This is a genomic window from Acinetobacter sp. AS23 (assembly GCF_023612055.1).
Classification (GTDB): Bacteria; Pseudomonadota; Gammaproteobacteria; order Pseudomonadales; family Moraxellaceae; genus Acinetobacter; species Acinetobacter oleivorans.
Map to the genome: position 1 here is coordinate 3,536,078 of NZ_CP082274.1, position 26,274 is coordinate 3,562,351.

The window sequence follows — 26,274 nt, forward strand, 5'->3', positions numbered from 1 at the left end:
TGTCATTTCCAGTCCATAGAATCAACTCAACAAATATACTCACAAAAGTTACGGATTTATTATGACAACTGCTTCTAACCACCCAACACGTCGCGACATTTTAAAATGGTTTACGGGGATCCCTTTTCTTCCATTAGGTGCGATGGCTACGGCAGCAACGTTAGCAGGATGTAACGATAGTAATGATGATTCAGACGTTACCACTCCATCAAAACCAATTAACTTTAAAAATGCAACGTTCACGTCAATGCCTGCACCGTCTACTGTAGCAGAGATCGCAACAACAGCATGTGCATCAAAGCTTGCTATTTCATGGGAAGATGGCAGTAAAACCGAATATCAACTTGCTTACAAACCATTCTTCTTAACAGGTACAGAAGTTCCTGATGGTAAAGGCGGAAAGATTATCGCGGGTGGTTATGTTGACATCAATAATAAGCCAATTATCGATAAATCAGTTGCAGGTAAAGAACGTCAATTCTTCTCTGACTGTCCAGATGGTAGTTCTCTGATTAGCTTCAAACAAGCGACTGGCAAAGATTTCACAGATGCAGACAAGAAAGCATTAGGTGTAACTGGTAACCCAGTGTTCCATGTCGTTCAGTTTGAATATTTATCAAAAGACCAAAATGGTGGTGATACGTACGGTAAATTATCATCTCCGATTGCAGTACTTACTTTAGATCAAGACCCGAAAACTGGTCATTTGACTTTAATTAAATATCACAATGTAGACACTTCAAGTGCACATGGTTTATGGATTACTTGTGGTGCAAGCTTGTCACCATGGGGAACTCATTTATCGAGTGAAGAATATGAACCAGATGCTTTCAACCAAAAGTTAGGTCAATCACTTTCAACACTTAAAGCATTCAGTAAAAATGTGTATGGTGATGAAAATGCGGCTAACCCATATAACTACGGTCATTTACCAGAAATTACCGTAAATGCAGATGGAACGGGTCGTGTGACAAAGCACTACTGTTTAGGCCGTATTTCACATGAGCTTGTACAAGTTTTCCCAGATAACCGTACAGTTTTGATGGGTGACGACTATACCAATGGTGGTCTCTTCATGTTCGTTGCAGATAAAGAGAAAGACCTATCTGCCGGCACACTTTACGTTGCAAAATATACAACAGTACTTACAGATACAACGACGGGTCAGATCTCATGGATCAAGCTTGGTCATGCGACAAGTGTAGAGATTGAAAACCTAATCAAGAGCGGTATCAAAGGAACTGATATTTTCGAATCGGTTCTACAAATTGCCAAATATCCAAGCGATGCAACGACAGCAGAAGTTGAAGCTATTGATGCTGGAGATAAAGGTACACCTGAACAACAAGCTTTAGCAAAAGCTGCGAAAGATCGCTTAAAACTACAACAAGCTGCTCAAAAAGCAGAATTAGAAGCTCAAGGTTTTAAATTTACTTATTTGAGCAAAACTGGTGTTTATCTCAAGCTTAAAGATAACAGCGACAAAACTAAACTTGCAGCGGCTTTCCTTGAGACACACCGTTATGCAGCTTACGTTGGTGCTTCAATGGCATTGACCAAGAACGAAGGTACGACTGTAAATATTGCAGATAAACGCGCATATTCAGCTTTAGCTAACATTGTTGATTCAATGGTTGAAGGCGGTAGCGGTTACCTTGCTGAGCACAACGTTAAATTCCCGAAAATCACGGCTGGTGGTATTTTGGAGCATAAACTGACAGGCGGCCAAAAAGACAGCTCAAATGTAGCAATTAACAGTGAATGGGTACCTAGCCAATCTAGTCTTCTCATTAAAGGTAAAGACATTAGCTTTGACAGCTTAGGTAACACTGCTGATCCAGAACAGATTGCTAGCCCTGACAACTTGAAGTTCTCTGAAAAGCTACGTACATTATTTATCGGTGAAGACTCTGGTAACCACTTAAATAACTTCTTATGGGCTTACAATGTCGACACTAAACAGCTCATCCGTATCTTGTCTACACCAGCAGGTGCAGAATCAACTGGTCTACACGCAGTCGATGAAGTAAACGGTTGGACTTACATCATGAGTAACTTCCAACATCCAGGTGATGAATGGAATCGTTTCTATAAAGAAACTAACGGTGTTCGTACTGGTATCAGTGCAGATTTACTTTCGCAAATTGATACGGCGATTAATACAAACTACAGCAATAAATTTGCAGCAGCGGTTGGCTATATCACTGCCGACCCAATTGCTCCATCTGTTGTGAAAAAATAATCTCTTTCACCAAAATAGAAGAAACCTGCCTTGTGCAGGTTTCTTTTTTTGACTAAACGATCAATTATTTCACAAACCTATCATCAAAACGTCAAAGCCTCGTCACACTACCTAACTAAGCTAATGAAGATTTTTAGAACAATCTCTTTATTTCTTTACTTACTTAGGAATTTCCCATGACAGAGCTGACGCCATATCATGAAGATCAAGAACTGGACAATAATACTTCTGACAATATCCACTTCCGTGACATTTTAGAACAACATGTAAGTCGCCGTAGTTTAATTACTAAAGCAGCAAGCGGTGCTGTAGCTTTAACTTTAGCCTCAACTTTAACAGGCTGTAATGATAGTAATGATGATTCAGGTTCTAACAACGGTGGAATCCCACCTGTAGATCCAAATAAAAAACCAGAGAAATTAACTTTTACCGCAGTGGCGAAAAACCACAACGATATTGTGACTGTACCTGAAGGCTATGAAGCAAATGTCATTTACGCTTTAGGTGATTCAATCAACCCTGCTTTTGGTGACTGGGACGACAATAATATCCCATCTGGTCCAAGCTTCCAGTTCCGTTCTGGTGATTGCCATGACGGTATGCATTTCTTTGGCTTAAATACTTCAAAAAACAACTTTGATGAAAGTGTTTCGGCTGAAGGTTTGTTGGTCATGAATCACGAATATATCAACCAGACCTTCCTTCACCCAAAAGGCCCCACAAAAGTTAATGGACACCGCCCTGAAGATGAAGTGATTCGTGAGACCAATGCGCATGGCGTATCTATTGTTCACATCAAAAAAGATGCAGCAACTCAAAAAGTAGTCATTGATAAAAAATCAATTTTTAACCGACGCATTACGGCATCAACAGAGATGAATTTTGCAGGTGTTGCTGCTGGGTCTAGTTTGCTTGCAACTCGTTTCTCACCTGCTGGTCGTCAAACTCGTGGCACCCATAATAACTGCGGTAACGGTTATACACCTTGGGGCACATACTTAACTACCGAAGAAAACTTTATGGGTTACTTTGCTCGTAGTACGACTGATGACGCGTTACGTACTCCAGAAGAAATTATTGCATTGAAACGCTATGGCTTAAAGGCGGGATCTGGTTCACGCTACGGCTGGGAAACAGCAATTGGCCAAGTAGAGTCACAAGACTTATATGACCGCTGGAATGCCGATGTAAAAGCTGTACAGCCGACACAGGACTACCGTAATGGGCCAAATACATTCGGCTGGATGGTTGAGATTGATCCTTTTGATAACCGTCTAAACCCAGTTAAAAGAACATCGCTAGGTCGTTTTGCACATGAAGACAGTGCTTGCCGTGCCGTAGCAGGTCAGCCATTAGCGTTTTATATGGGTGATGACTCTCGCGGTGAATACATCTATAAATTCGTCTCGACTGCTGTATGGGATGTCAAAGACGTAAACGGCGGTTATACAGCTGGCGACAAATATATGAACGCGGGTAAATTGTATGTTGCCAAATTTAATAATGATGGTTCAGGCCAATGGATTGAACTTGCTTATGGCAAAAATGGCTTAAATGAAAGCAACACTACTTACCCTTTCAAATCTCAGGCAGACGTTGTTACATTTGCACGTTTGGCGGGAGATGCAGTCGGCGCTACCAAAATGGACCGTCCAGAATGGTGTACGGTTAATCCAGTAAACGGCGAAGTCTATGTCACCCTAACCAACAACTCAAATCGTGGTAAAGATTACGCGACCGATGCTGCAAACCCACGTAACTACACAGACCTCTACAACGGCACTAAAGAGCAAAAGGGTAACGTTAACGGTCATATTATCCGTTTTAAAGAAACTGATGACAAAACCATTGCTGAAACCTTCAAATGGGATATCTACCTATTTGGCGCAGAAGCATCGATGGCTTCAAATATCAACTTATCGGGTCTGACAGACAATAATGATTTGTCATCTCCTGACGGGATGTGGTTTGACCCACGTGGCGTACTTTGGATTCAAACAGATGATGGTGCTTATACCGATGTCACTAACTGTATGATGCTTGCAGCGCTACCAGGTCAAATTGGTGATGGCGCTGCTGCCACTACGTCAAATGGCCAGCAAACGCTAGTCGGTGCTAAAGTTACAGACTCAACATTGCGACGTTTCTTGGTTGGACCAAAGCAATGTGAAATTACAGGTATTGCCATGACACCTGATCACAAAGCTATTTTTATCAATGTTCAACACCCTGGTGAAGACTCGAAAAGTTACGCAACACCAGACAGTAACTGGCCAGCAACCCAGAAAGATCCAAACAATAAAACAGCACGTCCACGTTCAGCAACTGTTGTGATTACCCGTAAAGATGGCGGTGTGATCGCAGGCTAATTCGTTTATGCCAATAAAAATGCCGGTCAATTGATCGGCATTTTTAATTGCTATCGATTTAAAAGAATGTGCTGCTGAACAATTTGACCGCTGTGCTCACCTTGTTGGGTCTTTTCAAACCAAAGCCATTCATTATTAGTCATTCTTAGAAAATTCGAACAGCGTGTACCATACACAGGACTTTGAATAAAGGTAGATGACAACAACTCTTCCATCTCTGCTTGAATGCCCGTGTTGGGTAATAAAGCAGTTGTGACTTTGCGCTCATCTTCCAAAATATCCCACGCCGCATGTTGCAAAGTTAACTCTTCTGTCTGATGCTGAAGCATAGGCAAAAACTCTTGCGTAAAACGTGTTCGTAAATGTTTAGTTTTTTCCCAATGTTCAGACATCAAGCCATTTGAAACCACATACACACCGTTAGCCAATACTTGCGGTGCTTCACCACGGTTACTCATATAAACCGCTTGATCAGCATTTCCCATAAACAAGTTAAAGCCAGCAAAATTCTGTTGCTGCTGTTCTAATTGTTGGGCAAATCGAATCGGCATTAAATCAGATTCTAAAAAAGCCTGAACCAAATGCCCCCGAGAAGTCTCATAAGACTTTTGATCTCGACCATCACGGAAGTTGGTTAAAACAGCCCATCGGCCTTGAGGCGTAACGCCCATCCACGTGCCACCCGACTGCAAATCTTGTCCCGCAACAATGGGGGTATGTTCCCACTGATGCAACAAAGCCGTTGGACGATGATAAAATTCATCCCGATTTGACATAAGACACAAGGGCATATCATCCAAAACATGCCATGCTAAAGCCACAATACACATTGATTCTTGTTCCCTATCTTTACACATTGAATGTACAACATTTTTCACATCATTCCGCTACAATCTGTCAAAACGTAAGATCAAGGAGCAGCAATGCTGACCTATCCTAATATCGATCCGGTCGCAATACATCTAGGACCTCTTCAAGTCCATTGGTATGGACTCATGTATTTATTGGCATTTTTATGTGCTTGGGGGCTTGCTTCCTACCGTGCCAAACAACGTGATGGCTGGACATCAGAAATGGTTTCCGACCTAGTGTTCTATGGTGCCCTAGGTGTTGTTCTGGGCGGTCGTGTCGGCTATGTCCTTTTCTATGAGTTTGATAAATTCCTCGAAAATCCGATTTGGTTATTCCAAGTCTGGACAGGTGGCATGAGTTTCCACGGCGGCTTTCTCGGTGTTATGGTTGCTATGCTATTTTGGTGTAAAAAATACCAAAAAACATGGTTCCAAACGCTCGACTTTATTGCCCCTTGTGTACCGACTGGCTTAATGTTCGGACGCATTGGTAACTTTATTGGTGGAGAGTTATATGGTCGTGCGGTAACTGACCCAAATTATCCATTCGGTATGATCTTCCCAACAGATCCGTTACACCTAGTTCGCCATCCATCACAAATCTATCAAGCGCTTTGTGAAGGTTTGATTCTATTCATTGTTCTGTGGTGGTTTAGTTCAAAACCGCGTCCTCGTATGGCCGTTTCAGCCCTATTCTTAATGGGATATGGCGTTGCCCGCTTTGTTATGGAATTCTTCCGCCAACCAGATGCCGACCAAGGTTTCATTCTTTTTGGTTGGATGACAAAAGGACAGATTCTAACAATTCCAATGTTGCTGATTGGCCTTTGGATGATGTGGTATGCCTATCAAAAGAAAATTTATGACTGGGGTCCACAAAAGAATAGTTAATATCTAAATTAGAGGAGTTTCGGCTCCTCTTTTCTTTTTTATGCTACAGTTTTTACTCTCCCAAGATGAAGATATACCATGCTGGAATTCTGGTTTAACACGCAAGTCCCAACATTTAAAAAACTAGTGATTTTGATTATTACGCTGCTTATTTGTATTGCGTTATATCAATACCAACCACTACCTTTAGATACGATTCTGATGTTTACTGGAACTGGGGTAGTTTTTTTAATCTGTCGTTACTTTAAATTGCATTTCGCTCAAAGCAATCCGACGGGTTTGCTCTACCGTCTATTTACTTGGATCCCTATTGCCCTTTTGTTTGCCCTTATTTTTGTTAAAGCGATGCCGAACTTGCTGATTTGGGGTGTACAAGGAATTGCTTTTATGGCACTTGCTGCTTTTATTTTTTCACCTCAATCGCTTTTTAAGAAATAGGTTTGGTTTTCATGTTGGCTTATTGGTACAAGGCTCCGCGCCATATCAAACTCATCTTCATAATTGCGGTTTGTACTGCAATTTATGTAGCCAATCAAGTCCAGCCTTTATCGCCGACTTATATTGTTCTTAGCCTTGCGTTAGGTTTCGGACTTCATTTCGGGCAATATTTACAAACAAAAATTCCAGATCGTAGTTCATATAAATCTAACCTCCAGTTTCTGATTAGAATTTACCCTCTTATTATTGTTGCTATTGTGGTGTGGATGCTACCACCTCAGCACAATTGGATCGTAACGATACAAGCTTTAGGCTTTGTACTGGTTGGATTTTTTCTGGTTTCAATTTATCAAAATCGTGCCAAGCGTTTTTAAGCATAAAGTTTAGCTCGTTTTTACTATTCCCAAAGCATGCTATTATCTTCCACGGTTTATTGATCCATGAACCGTCTCCCTTTTATTTTATGGAATTAATCCGAACTCGAGAGTGTTATGCGTGCATATTTAGACCTACTACAACATATCCTTGATAATGGCGGTGACAAAGGCGACCGTACAGGCACAGGAACCCGTTCTGTATTTGGTCATCAAATGCGTTTTGATCTCTCTAAAGGTTTTCCTTTACTCACCACAAAAAAAGTTCACTTCCGTTCTATTGTGATTGAGTTACTTTGGTTTTTAAAAGGCGACACCAATGTCCAATATCTAAAAGATAATAAAGTTTCAATTTGGGACGAATGGGCAACAGCAGAACAAACTGCTCGTTTTGGCCGCCCAGAGCATGAGCTTGGTCCAGTCTATGGTCATCAATGGCGTAATTTTGGCGCAACCAAAAATGCGGATGGTACTTATAACCAAGATGGTTTTGACCAGATTAAATGGTTAATTAATGAAATTAAAACCAACCCAAACTCGCGTCGTTTAATTATCTCTGGTTGGAACCCGAACGAAGCTGGACAAGTAGCCTTACCACCTTGCCACACGCTTTTTCAATTTTTCGTACAAGATAACAAATTGTCATGCCAACTTTATCAACGTAGCGCAGACGTGTTTTTAGGTGTGCCTTTTAACATTGCGAGCTATGCTCTACTCACCCATATGATTGCTCAAGTGTGCGGTTTAGGAGTCGGTGATTTTGTATGGACTGGTGGTGATACACATCTTTATGCCAACCATTTTGAGCAAGCACAACTTCAATTGACACGTGAGCCTTTACCACTCTGCCAATTGAAACTAAATCCAGAAATAAAAGACTTATTTGATTTCAAATTTGAAGATGTTGAAATTGTAGGTTATGAGTCGCATCCTGCAATTAAAGCACCAGTTGCAGTATAACAACGACTCAAATTTCATTAGGTTACGGTTTAGAGAATAAGATTATGGCATGGCAAAATGTAGAAGTTGTTCACGTTGTGGCAATGGATAAAAACCACTGTATTGGTAAAGGCAATGCGTTGCCATGGCATATTTCTGCCGACTTAAAACACTTTAAAGAAATCACCCAAGGTGGCGTGGTCATCATGGGTCGTAAAACCCTTGAGTCTATGGGTCGTGCGCTACCAAACCGTGTGAACTGGATCATTACCCGTGACATTAACTGGCAATTTGACGGTGTTAAAATTGCCTATTCAATTGAAGATGCTTTAAATGCAGCTTTAGAAGATGTAAAAAATACTGAAAAGCAGGCATTGTTCATCATTGGTGGCGGCGAGATATTCAAGCAAACTTTGTCAATTGCAGACCGTCTTGAACTTACTCATGTTGACTTAGATGTGCAAGGTGATGCACATTATCCAACAATACCGAGTGAATTTCATAAAACTGCAAGTGAACAGCAAGTTGATGAAAAATCAGGAACTTCATTCGAGTTTGCTACTTATAAAAAATAATTCTATGGATGCCTATGCACAATATCGGAACACGTGAATTTATTATTGCTCTACTTTTTGGGCTGTTACATAGTCTATTCACGCTGTTTATTGTGTTCTCTAGTATCTGGGTATGTGTAGCGCTCTGGGTTCAACAGCCTTTTGGCTGGTTAGGCAGCCGCATACTCATTGGCATCTGGATTGCTTTTGCGCTGAGTATGGCGGGCCTATATGTCGAAGGCCATCTTGTTAGCAGACGTACAGACATCCTAATTTACCTTTTAGCATTTGCCTGCTCTCTCGTTTGGTATTTTTCGATTACTGCACGTCAAGACCGTGACTGGAACCCTGAAGTTGCCAATATGCTGAGCTATGAAAAGCACGGCGATGTTGTCACTTTGCATAATGTCCGTAACTTTAACTGGCATCCCGATGGAACCTATGATGTTCGCTGGGAAACTCGAACTTTTGACCTTAACCAGTTAAATGGAATAAACATCATTGCTTCTTACTGGATGGGGCCACAAATTGCCCATACACTGGTCAGCTTCGAATTTGCACATCAACAACCTTTGGTCTTCTCAATCGAGATTCGCAAAGAAAAAACTGAAGAGTTTTCGGCAATCGGTGGTTTTTTTAGAAAATATGAACTGAGCTTAATTGCTTCTGATGAAAAAGATATTGTCTATACGCGTAGCAACATCCGCAAAGAACAAGTTTATAATTTTCCTATCAATATGCCACGATCTGAGCAAAAAGCTTTATTTTTAGAATATCTTAAAAAATCAGATGAGTTACGTACAAAACCAGAGTGGTACAATACGCTCACCAGTAACTGTACAACTCTAATTTTTGATATGGTTCAAGCGATTAACCCATATCAACTTCCTAAAGATTATCGTCTAATTGCTTCAGGTTACTTACCTAATTATTTATATGATCTTAAAGCACTTAATCAAAACGTCAGTTTAAAACAGTGGTATCAAATTGCACATATCAATCCACGTACTGAAAATTTTGAACAGCTCTCAGATCAGAGTAGTGAACACTTCTCTCAAATCGTTCGACAAGGTTTACCTAAAGCTAAATGAAATAAGTAATGCACTTTTCTTTACTTTTTTATACATGCTTTACTTTGTATTTTAAATACATAAACCCTATTGTAATAGGCAGGAAATAGAGGGAAAAACAATGCAACAGGCATTATTTGGCGGCGGCTGTTTTTGGTGCGTCGAAGCTGTATTTTTACAAATACGCGGTGTAGAAAAAGTAACTAGTGGTTACGCAGGTGGGCACACGACTAACCCTACCTACGAGCAAGTATGTCAAGGAGATACCCAGCACGCTGAGGTGATCTTGGTTGATTTTGATGAAGAGCAAGTAACATACTCCCAGTTACTCGATGTATTCTTCGCGACTCACGATCCAACGACTTTAAATCGCCAAGGTAATGATATCGGCACGCAATACCGCTCTGTTATTTATTACTATAATGAAGAGCAAAAGCAAGCAGCGGAACATACGATTCAAACGTTAAAAGATGATGATCTTGATATTGTGACTGAATTGTCTCCTGTTCCAACGTTCTATTCAGCCGAAGAATATCATCAGAATTACTATGCAAAGAATCCTTCACAAGGTTATTGCAACTTTGCGATTCCACCTAAGTTGCTCAAGCTCTATAGTAAATTCCAGCATCTTATGAAAGATCAATAAATTAGAGCAATAAAAAAGCAACCAATTTGGTTGCTTTTTTATTAGATAAACTAAATTTTAGTTTTCACTGACAAAGGCAATATCGCTCAGTCCGGCTTCACTGGCGCGAGACATTACCTGTGCAACAGTATCGTACTTCGACTCTTTATCTGCACGAAGCTGAACTGTTGGTTTAACATCACCTTGACCTGCTTCTTGGAAACGTTTTTGAAGCTCATCAAGGCTAATTACTTGAGTATCCCAAGCCACTTCACCATTTGCATTAATACTAATCGTAATTGCTTTTGGTGGTGGATCAATAATTTCAGCAGTTGTTTTAGGAAGCGTTAATGGAATCGATGGGTTGGCAACTGTTGCTGTGACCAAAAAGATGATCATTAACACCAACATAATGTCGATTAGCGGAATGAGGTTCATCTCATTTATGCCACTATCGTGGTCTTCACCCAATTGAAAAGCCATTAAGCTTGACCTCCAACATAACTTTGCTGTGCAGTTTTAACATCAGACTTTACAGTTGAGTCTTGCTGCAACATCGTATCAATTAATAAGCTGTGCGCTTGATCTTGTAAATCATGAGCAAGGCCACGGTTAGCACGTACACAAATGTTATATGCCAATACCGCAGGAATCGCAACTGCAAGACCAAGGCCCGTCATAATAAGCGCTTCACCTACTGGTGTAGCCACTTGAGCCAAGCCTGCTTGTCCACTTTTACCGACTGCAACAAGTGCATGGAAAATACCCCATACAGTACCAAACAAACCAACGAATGGTGCAATTGAAGCAATTGTTCCTAAAACAGAAATACCTTTTTCAGCATTGACTTTTTCAGCAGAAATTTGACGAAGTAGAGCCTGCTCCGCAACCGCTTTACGCTGCTCAAAACTTAAAGGTTGTAACTTTGCTTTTAGCGAAGTGATAGCCTGAGAAAGTTGAGCATAAGCTTGTTGCTTTAATTGGCGAGTCCCCATCAAACGTAAGATGAAAACTGTCCAGGTAGCAATCGACATTGCCAATAAGATGAAATACAGGGTTTTACTCACTGCATCTGCATGTTGCCAATAGATTGAAAAGTTCATATGAACTCCTGATTAAGGTTAGCCGTTGGGACTCAAATTCATTTAAGGGGTTAAATCAAAGGGTTGCTCTGCTTTAATTGGATAAGCAACACCATTTTCCATATAAGGTTTAAATTTCGCACCGCGAACAGCACGGACAACTTTGTCATCTAGACTTGGAATACCGCTACTTCTCGTCACTCGTACATTAATAATCTTGCCTTTTTCATCGGCTTCAATCAGTACCATGACAGAGCGTGCTTCGCCTTGTAAATCTTTTGAAGAAACTGTTAAACGTGGTGAACGACTCCACTGTACACCCGAACCACCAATTGAAACTCGTTTTGGTGATGGATCTGGAGCGGGTTGAGCTTTAGGTGCCTCTTGTACTACTGGCTTTGGTTTTTCAACGACTTTTTCAGAAACAGTCGTTGTCACCACTTTGGTTTCAACTTTAGGTTCTGTCTTTACTGTTTCTTTTGGTGTTTCAGCCTTTTTCACCTGTTGAATTTTTTCCACTTTTTTCGGTGGTGTCACAGGCTTTTCAACAACTTTAACTTCTTTTACCTCTTTTTTAGGTTCCGGCTTTTTAGGCGGTTCCTTTGGTTTAGGAGGTAGTGGTTTAGGTTGTTCTTGAATTTTTACGAAACGTACCTGTAAAGGTTTCTTATCGATTGGCTTTAATTCAGCAGGCTTAATATGGCTAACTGCCCATAAGACCCCGATATGACCAATTGCAACTGCAATTAGTGCTGTGATGACTTTCTTTTTCATCGGATTGGGAGCGTTTAAGGCTGCGGAAGATTGACTCATAAGAATCTAATTACCTAATGGATGATGATTTCAGATTTCTATTTATAGAAACGATTTCAAACATCGGATAGAACAATAAAGTGCCACAATAATAAATGAGAAGTGTTTTCATTTGCAACTATTTTTTGAGAAAAACATTTACTCTGTGCCAGAGCTTTGTGCCTGCTGAGCGTCTTTGCTTTAGTTTTCTCATAGTTACATCAATAGACACCCATGTTCACAATTTGTTTAGCCAAACTTAAATAGCTGGGCTATTTACACCATGAACAGATCTATTTTTATGATAACCCCACTTATTATTGATATGTTATATTATTTCATTTTTATTTTAAATATAAAAAAACACGCAAGAAGCGTGCTTTTTAAAATAACCGTTATTTAAAAAACAACGGTCTTATTACCATCAACAATAATACGATCTTCTAAATGCCACTTCACTGCACGAGCTAATACATTACGCTCTACATCTTCACCTAGCTCACGTAATTGCTCAACATTATAGTCGTGGCTCACACGCTCAACGTCTTGCTCAATAATTGGACCTTGGTCAAGGTCAGCTGTCACATAGTGAGCTGTCGCACCAATCAACTTCACACCTTTTTCATAAGCTTGCTTATATGGATTAGCACCCACGAAAGCTGGCAAGAAAGAATGGTGAATATTGATGATTTTCATTTCCCATTTCGCAACAAAATCTTCGCTTAAAATCTGCATATAACGTGCAAGAACTAATAAATCATTGCCTTGCATCATTTCATCAATTTGCGCATAAGCTTCAGCTTTATTGTCTTTAGTGACTTTAATTACAGTAAATGGAATACCGAAGTTTTCAACAGATTCACGTAAATCTTCATGATTAGAAATGACATGAGTAATTTCGCAAGGTAACGAACCACGTGCATGACGCCATAACAACTCAAGCAATGCGTGGTCAACTTTAGAAACTAAAATACCAACTTTTTTAACATCGTTAACGAAAGCAAGACGCCATTGCATCTCATAACGCTCAGCAACATTCGCAGCAAAAGTTTGAATTAATGCATCTTTACGCGACTGTAAATGATCAAGTTCAAATTCAACACGCATGAAATAACGTCCGCCCTGAGCTTCCGTCGCATACTGATCAAGCGCAGTAATGTTTGCACCTTGGTGATACAAAAAGCTCGATACCGCTTGTACGATCCCTGGCTTGTCTTCACAAGTAATCAGTAAACGGGCTGTATTGGCAGTGGTCATATTCATTTGGTTAATATCACTTAATTGAGATAAATCTTTTAATAGGCCGAGTATTCTAGCGCCCTAAATAAACAAGCACAACTATTCGTCTTTTAAGGACGATAAGCTAGCAAATAGATCTGAAGGGCCAAGAGATTCAAGCAACTGCTCATAAGTTGCTCGGCTCTCCCCCATAAGATAAGGACCTTCAAGGAAAACCATTTGGCGTAATGCTTGCCAAACCCATTTTTCTTCTAAATGGTTATTGTCACTAATATGACCAGACATATACAAAAAGTTTGTCCAGTTTGTTAATACAATCCAGAGGTTAATAATGAGGGCTTCAATTTCCGATGCCGTCATTTTCATAAGACCTGCATCTACAAAAGCTTGATAAATCTTTTGCCCCTGCTGCATCACCTGCCCAGCAAAACGCGGATAAATCTTTTTAAAGTCTTCGTTACTTTCAACTAAATGATAAACATCACGATGAATAAAACGGTAGCTCCATAATTGGCCGCTGAGCACCTGAAAATAGTTAATTTTATCATTGGTCGTTAATGGTCTATCGTCAGGTAAAGAAAGCACTTCCAATGTCTCGGCCTGATATTGATACATTAATTCCTTAATGATTTCATGCTTATTCCGAAAATGATAATACAAGTTTCCGGGACTGATACCCAACTCCGCAGCAATATGATTGGTTGTAACTGACCGTTCACCTCGCTCGTTAAAAAGCTGCAAACTGATTTGTAAAATCCGGTCTTTTGTCTTCAGAGCTTTAGGTTGAGACATTTTAATAACCTTTAATAATTCACATGGTTAAGACTTGAACACATAAACTGACTTGACTATTTAGAGTATTTACTCTAAAAAATAAATATATCAATGTATTTGGTAAGTACCGATGAACAGTCAAACAAAAACAAATCCAGAGACTCAGCTTCCTTATGATGTTAAGCATTTACATGATTTGCTTGAACAACAAAAGCTCGCTTATTTACGTCATCCGGTACCCACTGCTAAAGAGCGTATTGATCGTTTAGCTCGTCTTAAAAGAGTCTTGGTAAAATATCAAGATCAGATTGCAGACGCAATTAACCTTGATTATGGCAATCGTGCAGTTATGGAAACAAAAATTGGTGAGCTACTCACCAGTTTGGAACAAATCAAATATTACAGTAAACATCTGACAGCGTGGATGAAACCTTCAAAACGCCATATCAGTGTATTACATCAGCCAGCAAAAGGTTGGGTACAATATCAACCTATGGGTGTAATTGGTATTATTACACCATGGAATTACCCGTTACTTCTTTCAGTTGGGCCATTAATTTGTGCGCTGGCAGCGGGCAACCATGCCATGATCAAAATTTCGAGTGCCTCTCCTAACTTTGGTCGAGTTCTTGAAAGTGCATTAGCAGAAGCGTTCCCACAAGAATTAGTTGCTGTAGTAAATGGTGGCGGCGTTATTTCAGACGCTTTTAGTCATTTGCCTTTTGACAAAATGATTTTCACAGGCTCAACTTCTGTTGGTAAAACAGTGATGGCAGCCGCAGCTCAAAATCTGGTTCCTGTTATTCTTGAGTTAGGCGGAAAATCTCCTGCCCTTGTGCATGCATCTATGGATATGAAAGATGTGGCTCAACGTATTGCTGTAGGGAAATTATGGAACGCGGGTCAAACCTGTGTTGCACCTGACCATATTTTCTTGCCACGCGGGAAAACTGCCGAGTTCATCGAAAACTTTAAATTGATTGTGGCTGGCATGTATCCGCATTTCCGCAATAATCAAGATTACACGTCTATTATTAATGACAAGCAATACAACCGCATTCAGGGCTATCTTGAAAATGCCCGCGATCAAGGTGCTCGTATTATTGAAATTAATCCTCAAAATGAAATTTTAGATGATGTCCGTAAAATTGCGCCGACTTTAGTTACAGGCGTAACGACTGCAATGGATATTATGCAAAATGAAATTTTTGGTCCGATCCTGCCAATTTTGGAATATGACCAAATAGAAGAAGTTGTTGAATTCATTAATAGTCGCCCGCGTCCTTTAGCAATGTATTATTTTGACTATGATCAGGCACGTGCTGACTATATTGCACAACATACCCATTCAGGACACTTCGGAATCAACATGGTGATTACCCATGTGGCTCAAGATGATTTACCGTTTGGGGGAATTGGTGCATCAGGTATGGGTAAATATCACGGACCAGAGGGCTTTTTTAGCCTTTCTCATGAACGTTCGGTGATGTCTAATCCAAAACTTTATAGCCTTAAATACATTCTTCCACCGTTCAATAAGCCCATTCATCGTTTCATTTCGAAAACCTTGTTGCGCTAACTGATCAAGGCATGATCTGTTATACTAAATCATGCCTCGTTTTTACCAATTCCGCTTGTCTTTTAATCGTATTTTTGGTATAAAACGCCCCTTGAATGAATTCATCCGTTTACATTTAGTATGACTGGCCACAGATTTGCTGTTGGCTGAATCAATGGAGTTACACCATGTCTAAGGTTTGCCAAGTTACCGGCAAGCGTCCAGTCGTTGGTAACAACGTCTCACACGCCAACAACAAAACCAAGCGCCGGTTCGAGCCGAACCTGCACCACCACCGTTTCTGGTTAGAAAGCGAAAAACGTTTTGTACGTCTTCGTTTAACCACTAAAGGTATGCGTATTATTGACAAATTGGGTATCGAAAAGGTTGTTGCAGACCTTCGTGCTCAAGGTCAAAAGATCTAAGGAGTCTGAACAATGCGTGATAAGATTCGTCTCGTTTCTACAGCTGGTACAGGTTATTTCTATACCACGACTAAAAACAAACGTACTATGCCGGAAAAAATGGAAATCAAAAAATTTGATCCAAAAATCCGTCAACACGTGATTTTCAAAGAAGCTAAAATCAAATAATTTTAGCCTCGAAAAAAAACGACTTCACAATGAAGTCGTTTTTTTTTGCATTTTTTTTATAGCTCACTTTTTTTTGTTAAACTTTCCACATATTTCGCCTTGGCATTTTTTATGCTTGTCTTTAGCCTAACTCACGTAAAAGGAGTTTTTAGTGCCGCATGACGTAGATTTAATTGTTTTACTTGCTGTTGGTTTCGGTGTTGCCCTCTTTTTTGGTTATCTTGCAGCCCGATTACGACTTCCTCCTCTTATCGGCTATTTAATTGCCGGAATTATTATTAGCCCAAATACACCCGGCATAGAAGCAGATATTCATCTTGCTAATCAGCTCGCAGAACTCGGGGTCATGTTCCTGATGTTTGGTGTAGGCATGCACTTTTCATTAAATGACTTACTGCTGGTTCGACGTATTGCTGTACCAGGTGCGATTTTACAAATTGCGGTCGCTACCCTATTAGGGGTCGGTGTATCCATGCTCTGGGGATGGAGCTTTGGTTCGGCACTCGTTTTTGGCTTAAGCCTGTCGTGTGCGAGTACTGTTGTATTATTAAAAGCTTTAGGAGACCGAGGTCTTTTAGACTCAGTCAACGGCAAAATTGCTGTGGGTTGGCTGTTAGTCGAAGATTTAGTGATGGTACTTGTTTTAGTACTTCTTCCAGCTACAGCAGTTTTACTCGGTGGGAAAGCGCCAGAAGGTGCAGATGGTAATATCTGGTTAACCCTTGGACTCACTTTATTAAAAGTAATTGGCTTTATTGCCTTTATGCTGATTGTAGGTAAACGTGTTGTTCCTATTATTATGCAGTTTGTTGCTCGTTTAGGTTCAAGAGAGTTATTCACCCTTACGGTTGTTGCAGCTGCTGTTTCAATTGCCTACGGGTCTTATGCCATTTTTGGGGTCTCAATGGCATTAGGAGCTTTCTTTGCAGGGATGGTTGTTAAAGAATCAGACTTTAGCCACCGCGCAGAAGAAGAAACGCTTCCACTACGTGAAATTTTCTCAATTCTGTTTTTTGTTTCTGTGGGTATGCTGTTTGACCCACATATTCTTGTTGAGCGTCCACTCCATATTTTGGCCGTTATCGCAATTATTATGGTAGGTAAAACACTTGCTGCAATGGCTTTGGTTTTATTCTTTCGCTATCCAATTAATACAGCGCTTACAGTTGGTGCGAGTTTGGCCCAAATTGGTGAATTCTCATTTATTTTAGCGACTCTCGGCGTCTCATTAGGCTTATTAAGCTTAGAAGCACAAAATCTGATTTTAGCTGGGGCTTTATTTTCGATAACGCTGAACTCTTTTATATTCTCTGCCATTGAACCTGTACAACGCTGGATTCGCGAGCGCTCTCACTTAGCCCGACTTCTTGAACGTAGTGGTGACCCATTAGCCATGTTACCCGATGAAGTTGATCAGGCTTACTTACGCGATCAGGTTGTGATTGTTGGATATGGCGGTGTGGGACGACGTATTACTGAAAATTTAATTAATGAAAATATTAAAGTCGTTATTGCTGAAGAGAATCGTGAAATCGTAGAAAAGCTACGTCAGTCGAATATTGCTGCTGTGAGTGGTGTTGCAACCGAACCAGGTGTTTTAATTCAAGCACACATCATGCATGCAAGACTCTTGGTGATCTCACCTATGGATATTTTAGATATTCACCGAATTGTAGCGATTGCTAAGCAATTAAACCCTCAAATTCAGGTGTTAATTTGCGCAGAAAGTAAAGAAGAAGCGGCAGTAATCAGAGATGAGAATATTGGTGAAGTGTTCTATGCCAAAGAGGAAATGGCAAAGAATATGAGCCATCATATATTAAATCAGATCGAGCTTGCCCATCAGTCAACTATTCATTAACCCATATAAAAAGCGTACTCAAGAGTACGCTTTTTTTAACTCAAGAATTTAGGCTGTTCGTCTAGTACTTCAGCCTGCCATTCATTTACCTGCTTTTCGAGCAGTCCAAATAGTGCAGCCTGAATCATATGCTGAGCAACAACTGGAGTTTGCTCACCCAAGATTGCTTTTACTTCATCGCTAAATTGAATTTTAACCAAGGGTTCATTCTCAGAACCTGCATTACGCAAGGCGAGTTCGCCACCTTCGAGTTGGACTAATTCCAAAACGGCTTCTTGATTTCCAAATAACTCTTTCAATTGCTGTATAGACATATATTTCCTCCATGTTTCAACATGGTGGCAAAGCACCCTTGCACTTTGCATCTCTTGTCTTATTTATATAGGCACACCCGGATTAAATTTCAAGCGTTCGGGCAGTTTAATTTTAGAACTCGACCATTTCATTACGAAAACCATCAATTAAATGGCTTAATTCACGATGCCATTCACGCAAAATCTTAACATCTGGTAACCAAGATTGAGGACCTTGAGTTACTTTGATAATGAGATTAGAAGAAGTTTCTTCTTCTGGGGTCGGCTCTTTAGGTTCTGGTGCATATTGACACATACGGTAAGCTCGTTTGAGCTCTGCAACAAAACCATCTTTCGCCAATTGTTGCAAAACGGACACTTCTGGAGAAACTTGTCCTTTTGCAGCCATATGTTCTTCAATAGATTTTAAAGTGGGTTGCAATTCATTTAAACGGTAATAACGTACAAGTTCTTGTAAGAAAGCTAACATTGCGCCATGTAAATGAAATACAGCTGCTTCACGGTAAGCTTGTATCTGCTGCACATGATCAGTCTGTTCTGCCTGTTGACACGCTAAGCGCGCAAAATAGAGCTTCTGATTGGTACGATCGGCATGATAACGAGCAACACGTGACATAACTAAACTTTCCTGTTCTAAAATCGCTATTGCAACAGCTATTCTTTAGCTTAACGACTCCATTAATAAAATCAACGTTATTTATGGTAAATCCAGCTCAACTTGATAAATTTTACGTTTCGCTAAAACTTTTAGTGGCTGCTTTATAGGACGAACATTACTTAAAACCCAAGCAAAATACCCTTCGTCCCAAGCAGTTGCACATGCTGGCTCAATTTCATCATTTCGCCAAGCATGAATAGAGTCGACATCAACCAAAGCGACAGCAACTCCCTCCTCTTCATCTGTACCTTTAACCAAAAATTTTTGGTTCTCGACAATTAGTAGATCTTTGATTGGCAGTTTTGTAGGTACCCATGAACGTACTTCAAGTGTTTTTATACCTTCAGCGATACGAGTACCATTTGGCGTTACAATCGAAAGAGCTAAAAACTGTCTTTTCACACTAAAGGCTTACTCTTCAGCTGCTTTAACGCGAATTCCATTGCCTTTAACTTTAAGCAGGTTTAAGCCTTTAATTGCCTTAATTGCTTCACGTGGGTTAGGCATTTCAACAAAACCAAAACCTTTTGATTTGCCTGTGTCTTTATCAGTAACAAGAACACACGTTTCAACTTTACCAAATGCTTTGAATAACTCTAAAATTTCAGTTTCACTCACAGCACGATCTAAATTACGAACTAATATCTTCATTTTCTAACCTTAATTGGCAATTAAAGGGAGCAGCCAATATATTTAAGTAATCACAGTGTCTTATACAGTAGTTTAATCCAGATCGATACCAAAACCTAAATTTACTGTAGATGAACGGTTCCATTGCTTTTTAGCAAATGGTTGAGGTACTTGCCTATGAATCTTTGCCTGAACCAAATGTGCGGGAAGGTCATTTAGGAAATAACTTTCGATTTTACGACCTTGTTCGTCATAATTGTCTTCTGACCATGTATTGAGATTTTGCTTAGTCAAAATTAATTCATTTTCTGCACGTGTTAATGCAACATACAATACGCGGCGCTCTTCTTCGACATCATCAAAATCGCCCTGTGCCCTTGCATAAGGATATTGATTTGGCGATACATGAGGTACATAGCAAACTTTCTGTTCAGCACCTTTAGCGGAATGAATCGTAATTAAAGTCACTAAATCCTGATCAGCAGCTTTCTCAATTTCAGAAACTGAAATAGGTTCAAGAACATATTCTTCGAGGAACTCACCTAAAGACGCATGTTTACGCGCAAGTTGCTTGACCAAATCAAAGTCTTTTAATCGGCGAGACCAATCTTTAGTTTTATAATTTTGCTCTAGCTGTTCACCCAAAGCATCGAGTGCCAAGCCAATGCTTGCTTCAACATGCTGCTGTAATACATCTAGCTGTTTTAAAATTAAAATCGCTTGTAAAGGGACTTTCCCATGACGTTCTAGACGATTGCAGCGCTCTTCAACGTCAACAATTCCCATCAACTCTTGCGCCAGCTTACTTGCACCAACATCACCAATACCATCCCACAAAGTTAAAAAACGCATCCACGCCAAATCATCGTGAGGATTGCTCACAATACGTAGCAAGCTAAGTACGTCTTTCACGTGTGCAGACTCAAGAAGTTTTACCCCACCAATAAAACGATAAGGTACTTCAGCAGCAATAAAGGCTCCTTCCAGATATCGTGCACTATAGCCAGAACGGACCAAAACCATATGGTCGTACCAGCTTGCACCTTGCTGATGTCGCGTTATTACGTCCTGTGCAATCCAGTTTGCTTCTTCATACTCATTACCAAATAGGTGCAGCTGAGGCTTTTGCCCTTGCCCACGATGAGCTTGCAGCTGTTTGTGATAATCAATTGGGCTATGCGCCAATAACCAATTTGATAAATCTAAGATTTCTTGAGTCGAACGATAATTTAAATCCAGTGTATGAATAACTGCGTCAGGTATCCGCTCTTTAAAAGAATGGATATTTTCAAAATCTGCACCACGAAAACCATAAATCGACTGGGCATCATCGCCAACACAAAACAGCTTCACTTTGCCAATCAATGGTTGCAATAAAGCCCATTGCAAAGGATTGGTATCTTGCATTTCATCAACTAGCAATGCCTGACAAAAACCTGCTACCCAATTCGTTAAGGCTTCTGAATTTTGTAAATGGACAGCCACAATTGACAAGATATCGTCGTAATCTAAAAAATTACGCTCTCGTTTACGCTGCTCATAGGTTTTCATTAAATCTGCAATTTGAGTCTTATGCTCATATGCATCTGGAAGCTGTTTGATTAATGCTTCAGAAAGCTTTGTTTGAGTATTTCTCGCATAAGAATATAAATCACACAGCTCTGCGGCTTTAGGCAAGACGTTATCTTTATCTTTACCTCTTAATAAGCGAAACATGAGCAACTGATCATCACGATCAATAATACTAAATTGATTTAACCCAAAAGCTTGTGGGTTACGGCGTAGTAAATACATACAAAAAGTATGAAAAGTTGAAGCTCGCAGACCCTTTGCCTGTGCTCCCACATGTTGTTCTACTCTCGCAACAATTTCACTCGCAGCACGGCGCGTGAACGTTAAAATCTGGATTTGGTTCGCTGGCAAGCCTTGTTCAATTAAATAAGCTGCACGAGCAACAATAGTTTTAGTCTTGCCACAACCAGCGCCCGCCAAAACTAAACAGTTTTGCGCAGACGTAGTGGCTGCTTTTTTTTGCTGAGCATTTAGTTCATTAATTAATTTTGCAAGACTCATAACACATATCGCTAAAACACCAAGACATAGTTTAACAGACCGAGGCAACAGATGGGTCTGCCTATCCTAAAAACAAAAAGAGCACTTAAAGTGCTCTTTGGTCGAATATTATTTTTTAAGATACTGTTTTTGAACTAGAAGGAAGATGTTTAATGGCTGAAGCCAAACCTAGAAAGTTAATTCCCTGAAATAAAATATCAATAGCAAGGAACATTCCTAATACCCAAAAAGGTGAATCTTTAGAAACTAAAATTAAAATACCTGTAGCGAGCGTCAATAAACCTGAAAACAGGGTCCAGCCCCATCCAGTAATTGGTTTAAGTAAAATTGCATTTATAGTACGTATAGCACCAGCAATGATCAGCGCTATAGATAATAGGCTTGTCAGCACTACTGCTGTAGTGACTGGAGTAGAAAACGCATAATAACCAGCCATTAAATAAAGTACACCAAACAGTGCCCATAACCATCGGCTTGCGCCTTTAAAAACACTCATAGCCGCGACGAGATGCAAAACACCGCCGACCATCATGAGTATTCCAAATAAAAAAACGACAGAAAAGGTCGCAAATGGTAATGAACTAAATAAAATCAGGCCAAAACCAATAAGCACAAAGCCCAATATCAAATACCATTTACGGTCAGCATGTAACTGATTACGTACTAAATCATTACCTACAGTTTTCATCATGATCATGGCTACTCTTATTATCAGGTATTAGAATTTCATCTACCTAATAATAGTGATGCACTTCACATTTTTTGTCTGTATAAAATCTGCATCGTTTCTTAACAATTGATGTGGATAAAGCAGTATTTATCCACAGTTTTATTTCACCCAGCCAATTTCTTGAGCTGTAGGTAAACCTATTATTGTTTCATGTAAGCCATTCGGCATTTTATTGCTCTGCTCAGACAAAGGCGTTCGACCACCCATGATTTCGGCATCAGTCTGTGGATATAGAGGTACTTTTTCAGGTTGGGCATAACCTAAAGGGTAAATAGGTTGTCCTGTTTTTAAATCATATTTGTCTTGTGCCCCAAAGCCATGTAATAGCTCATGAACAATCACAACCTGATTTTGTGAAGCTTGTGTCTTGGTCGCAAATAAATTCACACTACCAATACGACCTTTTTCTAAAGCAGTTGAATGGATTAAGACTTTTTGGTAGTTAGGATCATAATAATTTAAATAAAGTTTAAGTGATGCTCCACTGTCTTCAGGTTGTTTTTGTCGCCATGCATAGAAACGAAATTTTAAGCTCCACCATATAACCTGCAAAATATTGGCATTTTGAGGAACCTCGGGTGGTCGTTGCTGCAACTGTTGTCCTAAGCGAATTATAAAGTTTACTGATTGCCCGCGATAATGCTGTGACCACTCACTTAAATAGTTATTAATTGCCCAAAAATCTTCATTTTTCAACTGATGAATATAGGCCTGTGTTGTCTCTAAACCATCTGTATTAACTGGATGTAAAATGACTACAACTGGTCGATTCCAATCTTGATTTTGATCTCGCCATGCTTGAACAGCAACAATCAATAAAATAATTAATAAACATAAGACCCGAATGTTTTTCCACATTCTTATTCCCCATAAAATTAAAATTTTCTTTTATTGTTTTAGACATAAAAAATGCTAGCTGAGCTAGCATTTTTTATGGTGGACTTGATTAGCCCTCAACCCATTTACCATCTTGGTAAACTAGGCTCCATTTAGTTTGTTTACCTTCTGGGGTTTCTGAACCGACATACTGCGATTGATTCTTACGACTGAATTTCACAATTGTTGGATTACCTTCAGGGTCTACATCTGGCGCTTGTAAAATAAATTGATATTTTGGATCAAGCTGAGCTGCCACACTACGTAACTCTGCAACTTTTGGTGCACGTGTTTCACGAATTTTCGGGAATTTACTCGCTGCCAAGAATAAGCCAGCTGCACCGTCACGCAACACAAAGAAGTCATCATGTTTCGCCGAACGTAAATGTTCCATCTTGATCGGTTCTACACGTGGAGGTGCAGGTTGACCACTTTTCAAGACTTTACGGGTATTGTCACAGCTTGTACAAGCGAAATACGGGCCAAAACGACCAGTCTTAAGCTGCATTTCACCATCACATTTATCACATGGGATCGTTGGCCCATCATACCCCTTAATCTTGAACTCACCTTCTTCAAGCTCAAAACCATCGCAGTCAGGGTTATTACCACATACGTGCAGTTTACGACCACCATCAATCACATAGCTGTCCATGGCAGTGCCACATTTTGCACAGCGATGCTTTGACATCAAGTCAGCAGTTTCAGCACCATCATCATCAGATAACGCAGCTAAGGACTCAACAGGTGTTAAGTTCAATGTACCCTTACAACGCTCTTTAGGCGGCAAATTATAGCCGGAACATCCTAAGAATACACCAGTTGTACCCGTACGAATTTGCATTGGACGTGAACATTCAGGGCAATGTACAGCTGGTACTTCAACTGGTTGGTTACGGCGCATGCCATGCTCGCCTTGAGCATTGGTCAGACGTTTCTTAAAGTCGCCATAGAAAGTATCGAGTAACTCTTTCCAATTACGCTCGCCTGTTGCAACTTTATCGAGCTGTCCTTCAAGGTCTGCCGTAAACGCATAGTTCATCAAGTTATTAAAACTTTCATCAAGACGATCCGTCACAATCTCACCCATTTTTTCGGCGAAAAGACGACGGTTTTCTAACTTAACGTAACCACGTTCCTGAATAGTAGAAATAATAGCTGCATAAGTCGAAGGACGACCAATACTACGTTTTTCAAGCTCTTTAACTAAAGATGCTTCAGTAAAACGTGCAGGCGGTTTAGTAAAGTGCTGACTTGGATCTAATTTTTCTAACTTTAAAATTTCGCCTACTTTAATAGCAGGTAAAATAATATCGTCATCTGACTTATTCGCGCCACGTACTTTAGTGAAGCCTTCAAATACAAGCGTACGGCCTTTCGCCTTTAGCTCAACATTAGCCGCTTCAACAATCAAAGTAGAAGACAAATATTCTGCTGGTGTCATTTGACACGCAACAAACTGACGCCAGATCAAATCATATAGTCGTTGAGCATCACGCTCTACACCCGAAAGCTGATCACCTGTAAGTGCAACATTTGACGGACGAATCGCCTCATGGGCTTCTTGAGCACCCGCTTTGTTCCCATAGCGGTTTGGCTTTGCTGGTAAATATTTTTCACCATATTGGCTTTCAATATGCGCACGTACCATACTTACTGCATCATCACTCAAGAAAGTTGAGTCAGTACGCATATAGGTAATAAAACCAGCTTCATATAAACGCTGAGCCAACATCATGGTTTTCTTCACAGAAAAGCCTAAACGTGTACTCGCAGCTTGTTGCAGAGTTGAAGTAATGTAAGGTGCACTTGGATTGACCTTAGTTGGTTTATCTTCACGCTGTGCAACTTTATATTCAGCACCTTTTAAAACATCTAATAAAGCATCAGTTTCAGCTTTATTTTTCAGTTTAAGGGTCTTACCAGCCTGTCTAAATGCTTCAAGACGAATATCGTCTTTTTTCGCTTGGGTATCTGCAAAAACTTGCCAATATTCTTCTGGAATAAAAGCACGAATTTCTCGCTCACGTTCTACAACCAGTTTCACTGCTACTGACTGCACACGTCCAGCTGATAAACCACGGGCAATTTTTTCCCAAAGTAATGGCGAAACCATAAAGCCCACAACACGGTCTAAGAAACGGCGTGCTTGCTGAGCATTTACACGATTTAAATCTAGACGTGTTGGCTGTTTAAATGCTTCTTGAATGGCATTTTTAGTAATTTCGTTAAATACCACGCGGTGATAACGGCTGTCATCACCACCAATCACTTCTCTTAGGTGCCAAGCAATGGCTTCCCCTTCTCTATCCAAGTCCGTTGCGAGATAGATTGCATCGGCATCTTTGGCGAGTTTTTTGAGTTCAGCTACAACATTTTCTTTACCAGGCAGAACTTCGTAATGAGCTTGCCAACCATGCTCAGGATCAACGCCCATACGATTAACTAAAGCCTGACTAGCTTTTTGTTCTTTTTCAGCTTCGGTGAGTTTAGTCCGGGCAGCCGGCTTTTTCTCTGTTGATTTACTGCCACCTGTTGGCAAGTCACGTACGTGACCTACAGAAGACTTTACAATGAATTGCGAACCCAAATATTTATTGATGGTTTTCGCTTTGGCAGGCGACTCCACAATCACTAAGGCACGTTTATGTGCAGCAGGTGCAGTAGATGCTGTGCTTTGAGATGCAGAGCGCGAGGTATTCGCCATATAAAATGTTATTCCTATACCAATAAATTTAAAA

At 40.2% G+C, this 26,274-nt stretch carries 27 protein-coding genes; 13 read left to right on the forward strand and 14 right to left on the reverse strand.

Translation table 11 applies throughout. The features are described from left to right. Nucleotides 1–61 precede the first annotated feature (61 nt). Nucleotides 62–2,242 carry a PhoX family protein gene (locus tag K6I41_RS16740; protein ID WP_144734062.1) on the forward strand — a complete coding sequence of 727 codons (2,181 nt, stop codon included), beginning with the start codon at nucleotides 62–64 and terminating at the stop codon, nucleotides 2,240–2,242. A gap of 176 nt (nucleotides 2,243–2,418) precedes the next feature. Next, the gene (locus tag K6I41_RS16745; protein ID WP_250374810.1) at nucleotides 2,419–4,611 is read left to right on the forward strand and encodes a PhoX family protein; all 2,193 of its coding nucleotides are present in this window, start codon (nucleotides 2,419–2,421) and stop codon (nucleotides 4,609–4,611) included. A 50-nt stretch (nucleotides 4,612–4,661) separates the two neighbouring features. On the opposite strand, the gene K6I41_RS16750 is transcribed toward K6I41_RS16745, so the two are convergent. Then, nucleotides 4,662–5,441: an NRDE family protein gene (locus tag K6I41_RS16750; protein WP_199945031.1), complete on the reverse strand. Its 780-nt coding sequence runs from the start codon at nucleotides 5,439–5,441 to the stop codon at nucleotides 4,662–4,664. Between the two features lie 93 nt (nucleotides 5,442–5,534). Between K6I41_RS16750 and lgt the strand changes: the two genes are divergently transcribed. The 7 genes from lgt (at nucleotide 5,535) to msrA (ending at nucleotide 10,374) form a co-directional block, all read left to right on the forward strand. Continuing rightward, on the forward strand, nucleotides 5,535–6,353 hold the full coding sequence (gene lgt / locus K6I41_RS16755) for a prolipoprotein diacylglyceryl transferase (RefSeq protein ID WP_005302151.1): 819 nt from the start codon (nucleotides 5,535–5,537) through the stop codon (nucleotides 6,351–6,353). Nucleotides 6,354–6,431: 78 nt separating this feature from the next. Continuing rightward, nucleotides 6,432–6,791 (forward strand): hypothetical protein, encoded by a 360-nt coding sequence (locus tag K6I41_RS16760; protein WP_151821253.1) that lies wholly within the window; start codon nucleotides 6,432–6,434, stop codon nucleotides 6,789–6,791. A gap of 11 nt (nucleotides 6,792–6,802) precedes the next feature. Continuing rightward, a complete protein-coding gene (locus K6I41_RS16765) occupies nucleotides 6,803–7,165 on the forward strand; it encodes a ferredoxin reductase domain-containing protein (protein ID WP_250374811.1) in 363 nt (120 codons plus the stop codon). A gap of 117 nt (nucleotides 7,166–7,282) precedes the next feature. Continuing rightward, complete coding sequence (thyA, locus tag K6I41_RS16770; RefSeq protein WP_005302144.1) at nucleotides 7,283–8,125, forward strand: thymidylate synthase; 843 nt, start codon at nucleotides 7,283–7,285, stop codon at nucleotides 8,123–8,125. A gap of 44 nt (nucleotides 8,126–8,169) precedes the next feature. Then, complete coding sequence (locus tag K6I41_RS16775) at nucleotides 8,170–8,679, forward strand: dihydrofolate reductase (protein ID WP_013199003.1); 510 nt, start codon at nucleotides 8,170–8,172, stop codon at nucleotides 8,677–8,679. A gap of 14 nt (nucleotides 8,680–8,693) precedes the next feature. Continuing rightward, nucleotides 8,694–9,749 carry an Lnb N-terminal periplasmic domain-containing protein gene (locus K6I41_RS16780; protein WP_049837924.1) on the forward strand — a complete coding sequence of 352 codons (1,056 nt, stop codon included), beginning with the start codon at nucleotides 8,694–8,696 and terminating at the stop codon, nucleotides 9,747–9,749. Between the two features lie 100 nt (nucleotides 9,750–9,849). Then, entirely contained in the window at nucleotides 9,850–10,374 is a 525-nt protein-coding gene (gene msrA, locus K6I41_RS16785; protein WP_013199005.1) for a peptide-methionine (S)-S-oxide reductase MsrA, read from the forward strand. Between the two features lie 57 nt (nucleotides 10,375–10,431). Here the strand turns inward: msrA and K6I41_RS16790 are convergent, their stop codons facing one another. From K6I41_RS16790 to K6I41_RS16810, 5 genes are all read right to left on the reverse strand, one after another. Then, entirely contained in the window at nucleotides 10,432–10,836 is a 405-nt protein-coding gene (locus tag K6I41_RS16790) for an ExbD/TolR family protein (protein ID WP_003654800.1), read from the reverse strand. Next, nucleotides 10,836–11,456: a MotA/TolQ/ExbB proton channel family protein gene (locus K6I41_RS16795; protein ID WP_004641039.1), complete on the reverse strand. Its 621-nt coding sequence runs from the start codon at nucleotides 11,454–11,456 to the stop codon at nucleotides 10,836–10,838. The genes K6I41_RS16790 and K6I41_RS16795 overlap by 1 nt, the downstream gene beginning before the upstream one ends. A gap of 42 nt (nucleotides 11,457–11,498) precedes the next feature. Continuing rightward, the gene (locus tag K6I41_RS16800; RefSeq protein ID WP_013199006.1) at nucleotides 11,499–12,248 is read right to left on the reverse strand and encodes an energy transducer TonB; all 750 of its coding nucleotides are present in this window, start codon (nucleotides 12,246–12,248) and stop codon (nucleotides 11,499–11,501) included. A 378-nt stretch (nucleotides 12,249–12,626) separates the two neighbouring features. Continuing rightward, nucleotides 12,627–13,490, reverse strand: a complete 864-nt coding sequence (gene purU / locus K6I41_RS16805) for a formyltetrahydrofolate deformylase (RefSeq protein ID WP_005302135.1) — start codon at nucleotides 13,488–13,490, stop codon at nucleotides 12,627–12,629. A gap of 75 nt (nucleotides 13,491–13,565) precedes the next feature. Next, nucleotides 13,566–14,258 (reverse strand): TetR/AcrR family transcriptional regulator, encoded by a 693-nt coding sequence (locus K6I41_RS16810; protein WP_005302132.1) that lies wholly within the window; start codon nucleotides 14,256–14,258, stop codon nucleotides 13,566–13,568. Nucleotides 14,259–14,370: 112 nt separating this feature from the next. Between K6I41_RS16810 and K6I41_RS16815 the strand changes: the two genes are divergently transcribed. The 4 genes from K6I41_RS16815 (at nucleotide 14,371) to K6I41_RS16830 (ending at nucleotide 18,252) form a co-directional block, all read left to right on the forward strand. Then, complete coding sequence (locus K6I41_RS16815) at nucleotides 14,371–15,819, forward strand: coniferyl aldehyde dehydrogenase (RefSeq protein ID WP_005302127.1); 1,449 nt, start codon at nucleotides 14,371–14,373, stop codon at nucleotides 15,817–15,819. 167 nt (nucleotides 15,820–15,986) lie between these two features. Then, the gene (gene rpmB, locus K6I41_RS16820) at nucleotides 15,987–16,223 is read left to right on the forward strand and encodes a 50S ribosomal protein L28 (protein ID WP_000048256.1); all 237 of its coding nucleotides are present in this window, start codon (nucleotides 15,987–15,989) and stop codon (nucleotides 16,221–16,223) included. Between the two features lie 12 nt (nucleotides 16,224–16,235). Then, the gene (rpmG, locus tag K6I41_RS16825) at nucleotides 16,236–16,391 is read left to right on the forward strand and encodes a 50S ribosomal protein L33 (protein WP_003654787.1); all 156 of its coding nucleotides are present in this window, start codon (nucleotides 16,236–16,238) and stop codon (nucleotides 16,389–16,391) included. Nucleotides 16,392–16,542: 151 nt separating this feature from the next. Beyond that, nucleotides 16,543–18,252: a cation:proton antiporter gene (locus K6I41_RS16830; protein WP_049837926.1), complete on the forward strand. Its 1,710-nt coding sequence runs from the start codon at nucleotides 16,543–16,545 to the stop codon at nucleotides 18,250–18,252. 35 nt (nucleotides 18,253–18,287) lie between these two features. Here K6I41_RS16830 and K6I41_RS16835 read toward each other — a convergent pair whose 3' ends face one another. From K6I41_RS16835 to topA, 8 genes are all read right to left on the reverse strand, one after another. Then, entirely contained in the window at nucleotides 18,288–18,566 is a 279-nt protein-coding gene (locus tag K6I41_RS16835) for a hypothetical protein (RefSeq protein ID WP_002114792.1), read from the reverse strand. Nucleotides 18,567–18,678: 112 nt separating this feature from the next. Beyond that, nucleotides 18,679–19,182: a DUF6586 family protein gene (locus K6I41_RS16840; protein ID WP_004794811.1), complete on the reverse strand. Its 504-nt coding sequence runs from the start codon at nucleotides 19,180–19,182 to the stop codon at nucleotides 18,679–18,681. Between the two features lie 81 nt (nucleotides 19,183–19,263). Beyond that, the gene (locus tag K6I41_RS16845; protein WP_250374812.1) at nucleotides 19,264–19,626 is read right to left on the reverse strand and encodes an ASCH domain-containing protein; all 363 of its coding nucleotides are present in this window, start codon (nucleotides 19,624–19,626) and stop codon (nucleotides 19,264–19,266) included. Nucleotides 19,627–19,635: 9 nt separating this feature from the next. Continuing rightward, nucleotides 19,636–19,875 (reverse strand): RNA recognition motif domain-containing protein, encoded by a 240-nt coding sequence (locus K6I41_RS16850; RefSeq protein WP_003654760.1) that lies wholly within the window; start codon nucleotides 19,873–19,875, stop codon nucleotides 19,636–19,638. A 72-nt stretch (nucleotides 19,876–19,947) separates the two neighbouring features. Continuing rightward, nucleotides 19,948–21,927, reverse strand: a complete 1,980-nt coding sequence (locus tag K6I41_RS16855) for an ATP-dependent helicase (protein WP_250374813.1) — start codon at nucleotides 21,925–21,927, stop codon at nucleotides 19,948–19,950. Nucleotides 21,928–22,042: 115 nt separating this feature from the next. Beyond that, nucleotides 22,043–22,624 carry an HdeD family acid-resistance protein gene (locus K6I41_RS16860; protein WP_151766734.1) on the reverse strand — a complete coding sequence of 194 codons (582 nt, stop codon included), beginning with the start codon at nucleotides 22,622–22,624 and terminating at the stop codon, nucleotides 22,043–22,045. 132 nt (nucleotides 22,625–22,756) lie between these two features. Further along, nucleotides 22,757–23,515 carry a hypothetical protein gene (locus K6I41_RS16865; RefSeq protein ID WP_250374814.1) on the reverse strand — a complete coding sequence of 253 codons (759 nt, stop codon included), beginning with the start codon at nucleotides 23,513–23,515 and terminating at the stop codon, nucleotides 22,757–22,759. Nucleotides 23,516–23,603: 88 nt separating this feature from the next. Then, entirely contained in the window at nucleotides 23,604–26,240 is a 2,637-nt protein-coding gene (gene topA / locus K6I41_RS16870; protein ID WP_250374815.1) for a type I DNA topoisomerase, read from the reverse strand. Nucleotides 26,241–26,274: the final 34 nt, after the last annotated feature.

Coding starts and splice junctions, on each gene's coding strand:
- K6I41_RS16765 (WP_250374811.1), top strand. CDS start 6,803: ATGTTGGCTTATTGGTACAAGGCTCCGCGCCATATCAAACTCATCTTC.
- K6I41_RS16740 (WP_144734062.1), top strand. CDS start 62: ATGACAACTGCTTCTAACCACCCAACACGTCGCGACATTTTAAAATGG.
- K6I41_RS16815 (WP_005302127.1), top strand. CDS start 14,371: ATGAACAGTCAAACAAAAACAAATCCAGAGACTCAGCTTCCTTATGAT.
- K6I41_RS16840 (WP_004794811.1), bottom strand. CDS start 19,182: ATGTCACGTGTTGCTCGTTATCATGCCGATCGTACCAATCAGAAGCTC.
- msrA (WP_013199005.1), top strand. CDS start 9,850: ATGCAACAGGCATTATTTGGCGGCGGCTGTTTTTGGTGCGTCGAAGCT.
- thyA (WP_005302144.1), top strand. CDS start 7,283: ATGCGTGCATATTTAGACCTACTACAACATATCCTTGATAATGGCGGT.
- K6I41_RS16760 (WP_151821253.1), top strand. CDS start 6,432: ATGCTGGAATTCTGGTTTAACACGCAAGTCCCAACATTTAAAAAACTA.
- K6I41_RS16865 (WP_250374814.1), bottom strand. CDS start 23,515: ATGTGGAAAAACATTCGGGTCTTATGTTTATTAATTATTTTATTGATT.
- K6I41_RS16800 (WP_013199006.1), bottom strand. CDS start 12,248: ATGAGTCAATCTTCCGCAGCCTTAAACGCTCCCAATCCGATGAAAAAG.
- rpmG (WP_003654787.1), top strand. CDS start 16,236: ATGCGTGATAAGATTCGTCTCGTTTCTACAGCTGGTACAGGTTATTTC.
- K6I41_RS16810 (WP_005302132.1), bottom strand. CDS start 14,258: ATGTCTCAACCTAAAGCTCTGAAGACAAAAGACCGGATTTTACAAATC.
- topA (WP_250374815.1), bottom strand. CDS start 26,240: ATGGCGAATACCTCGCGCTCTGCATCTCAAAGCACAGCATCTACTGCA.
- rpmB (WP_000048256.1), top strand. CDS start 15,987: ATGTCTAAGGTTTGCCAAGTTACCGGCAAGCGTCCAGTCGTTGGTAAC.
- lgt (WP_005302151.1), top strand. CDS start 5,535: ATGCTGACCTATCCTAATATCGATCCGGTCGCAATACATCTAGGACCT.
- K6I41_RS16750 (WP_199945031.1), bottom strand. CDS start 5,441: ATGTGTATTGTGGCTTTAGCATGGCATGTTTTGGATGATATGCCCTTG.
- K6I41_RS16835 (WP_002114792.1), bottom strand. CDS start 18,566: ATGTCTATACAGCAATTGAAAGAGTTATTTGGAAATCAAGAAGCCGTT.
- K6I41_RS16790 (WP_003654800.1), bottom strand. CDS start 10,836: ATGGCTTTTCAATTGGGTGAAGACCACGATAGTGGCATAAATGAGATG.
- K6I41_RS16855 (WP_250374813.1), bottom strand. CDS start 21,927: ATGAGTCTTGCAAAATTAATTAATGAACTAAATGCTCAGCAAAAAAAA.
- K6I41_RS16795 (WP_004641039.1), bottom strand. CDS start 11,456: ATGAACTTTTCAATCTATTGGCAACATGCAGATGCAGTGAGTAAAACC.
- K6I41_RS16780 (WP_049837924.1), top strand. CDS start 8,694: ATGCACAATATCGGAACACGTGAATTTATTATTGCTCTACTTTTTGGG.
- purU (WP_005302135.1), bottom strand. CDS start 13,490: ATGAATATGACCACTGCCAATACAGCCCGTTTACTGATTACTTGTGAA.
- K6I41_RS16850 (WP_003654760.1), bottom strand. CDS start 19,875: ATGAAGATATTAGTTCGTAATTTAGATCGTGCTGTGAGTGAAACTGAA.
- K6I41_RS16775 (WP_013199003.1), top strand. CDS start 8,170: ATGGCATGGCAAAATGTAGAAGTTGTTCACGTTGTGGCAATGGATAAA.
- K6I41_RS16860 (WP_151766734.1), bottom strand. CDS start 22,624: ATGATCATGATGAAAACTGTAGGTAATGATTTAGTACGTAATCAGTTA.
- K6I41_RS16745 (WP_250374810.1), top strand. CDS start 2,419: ATGACAGAGCTGACGCCATATCATGAAGATCAAGAACTGGACAATAAT.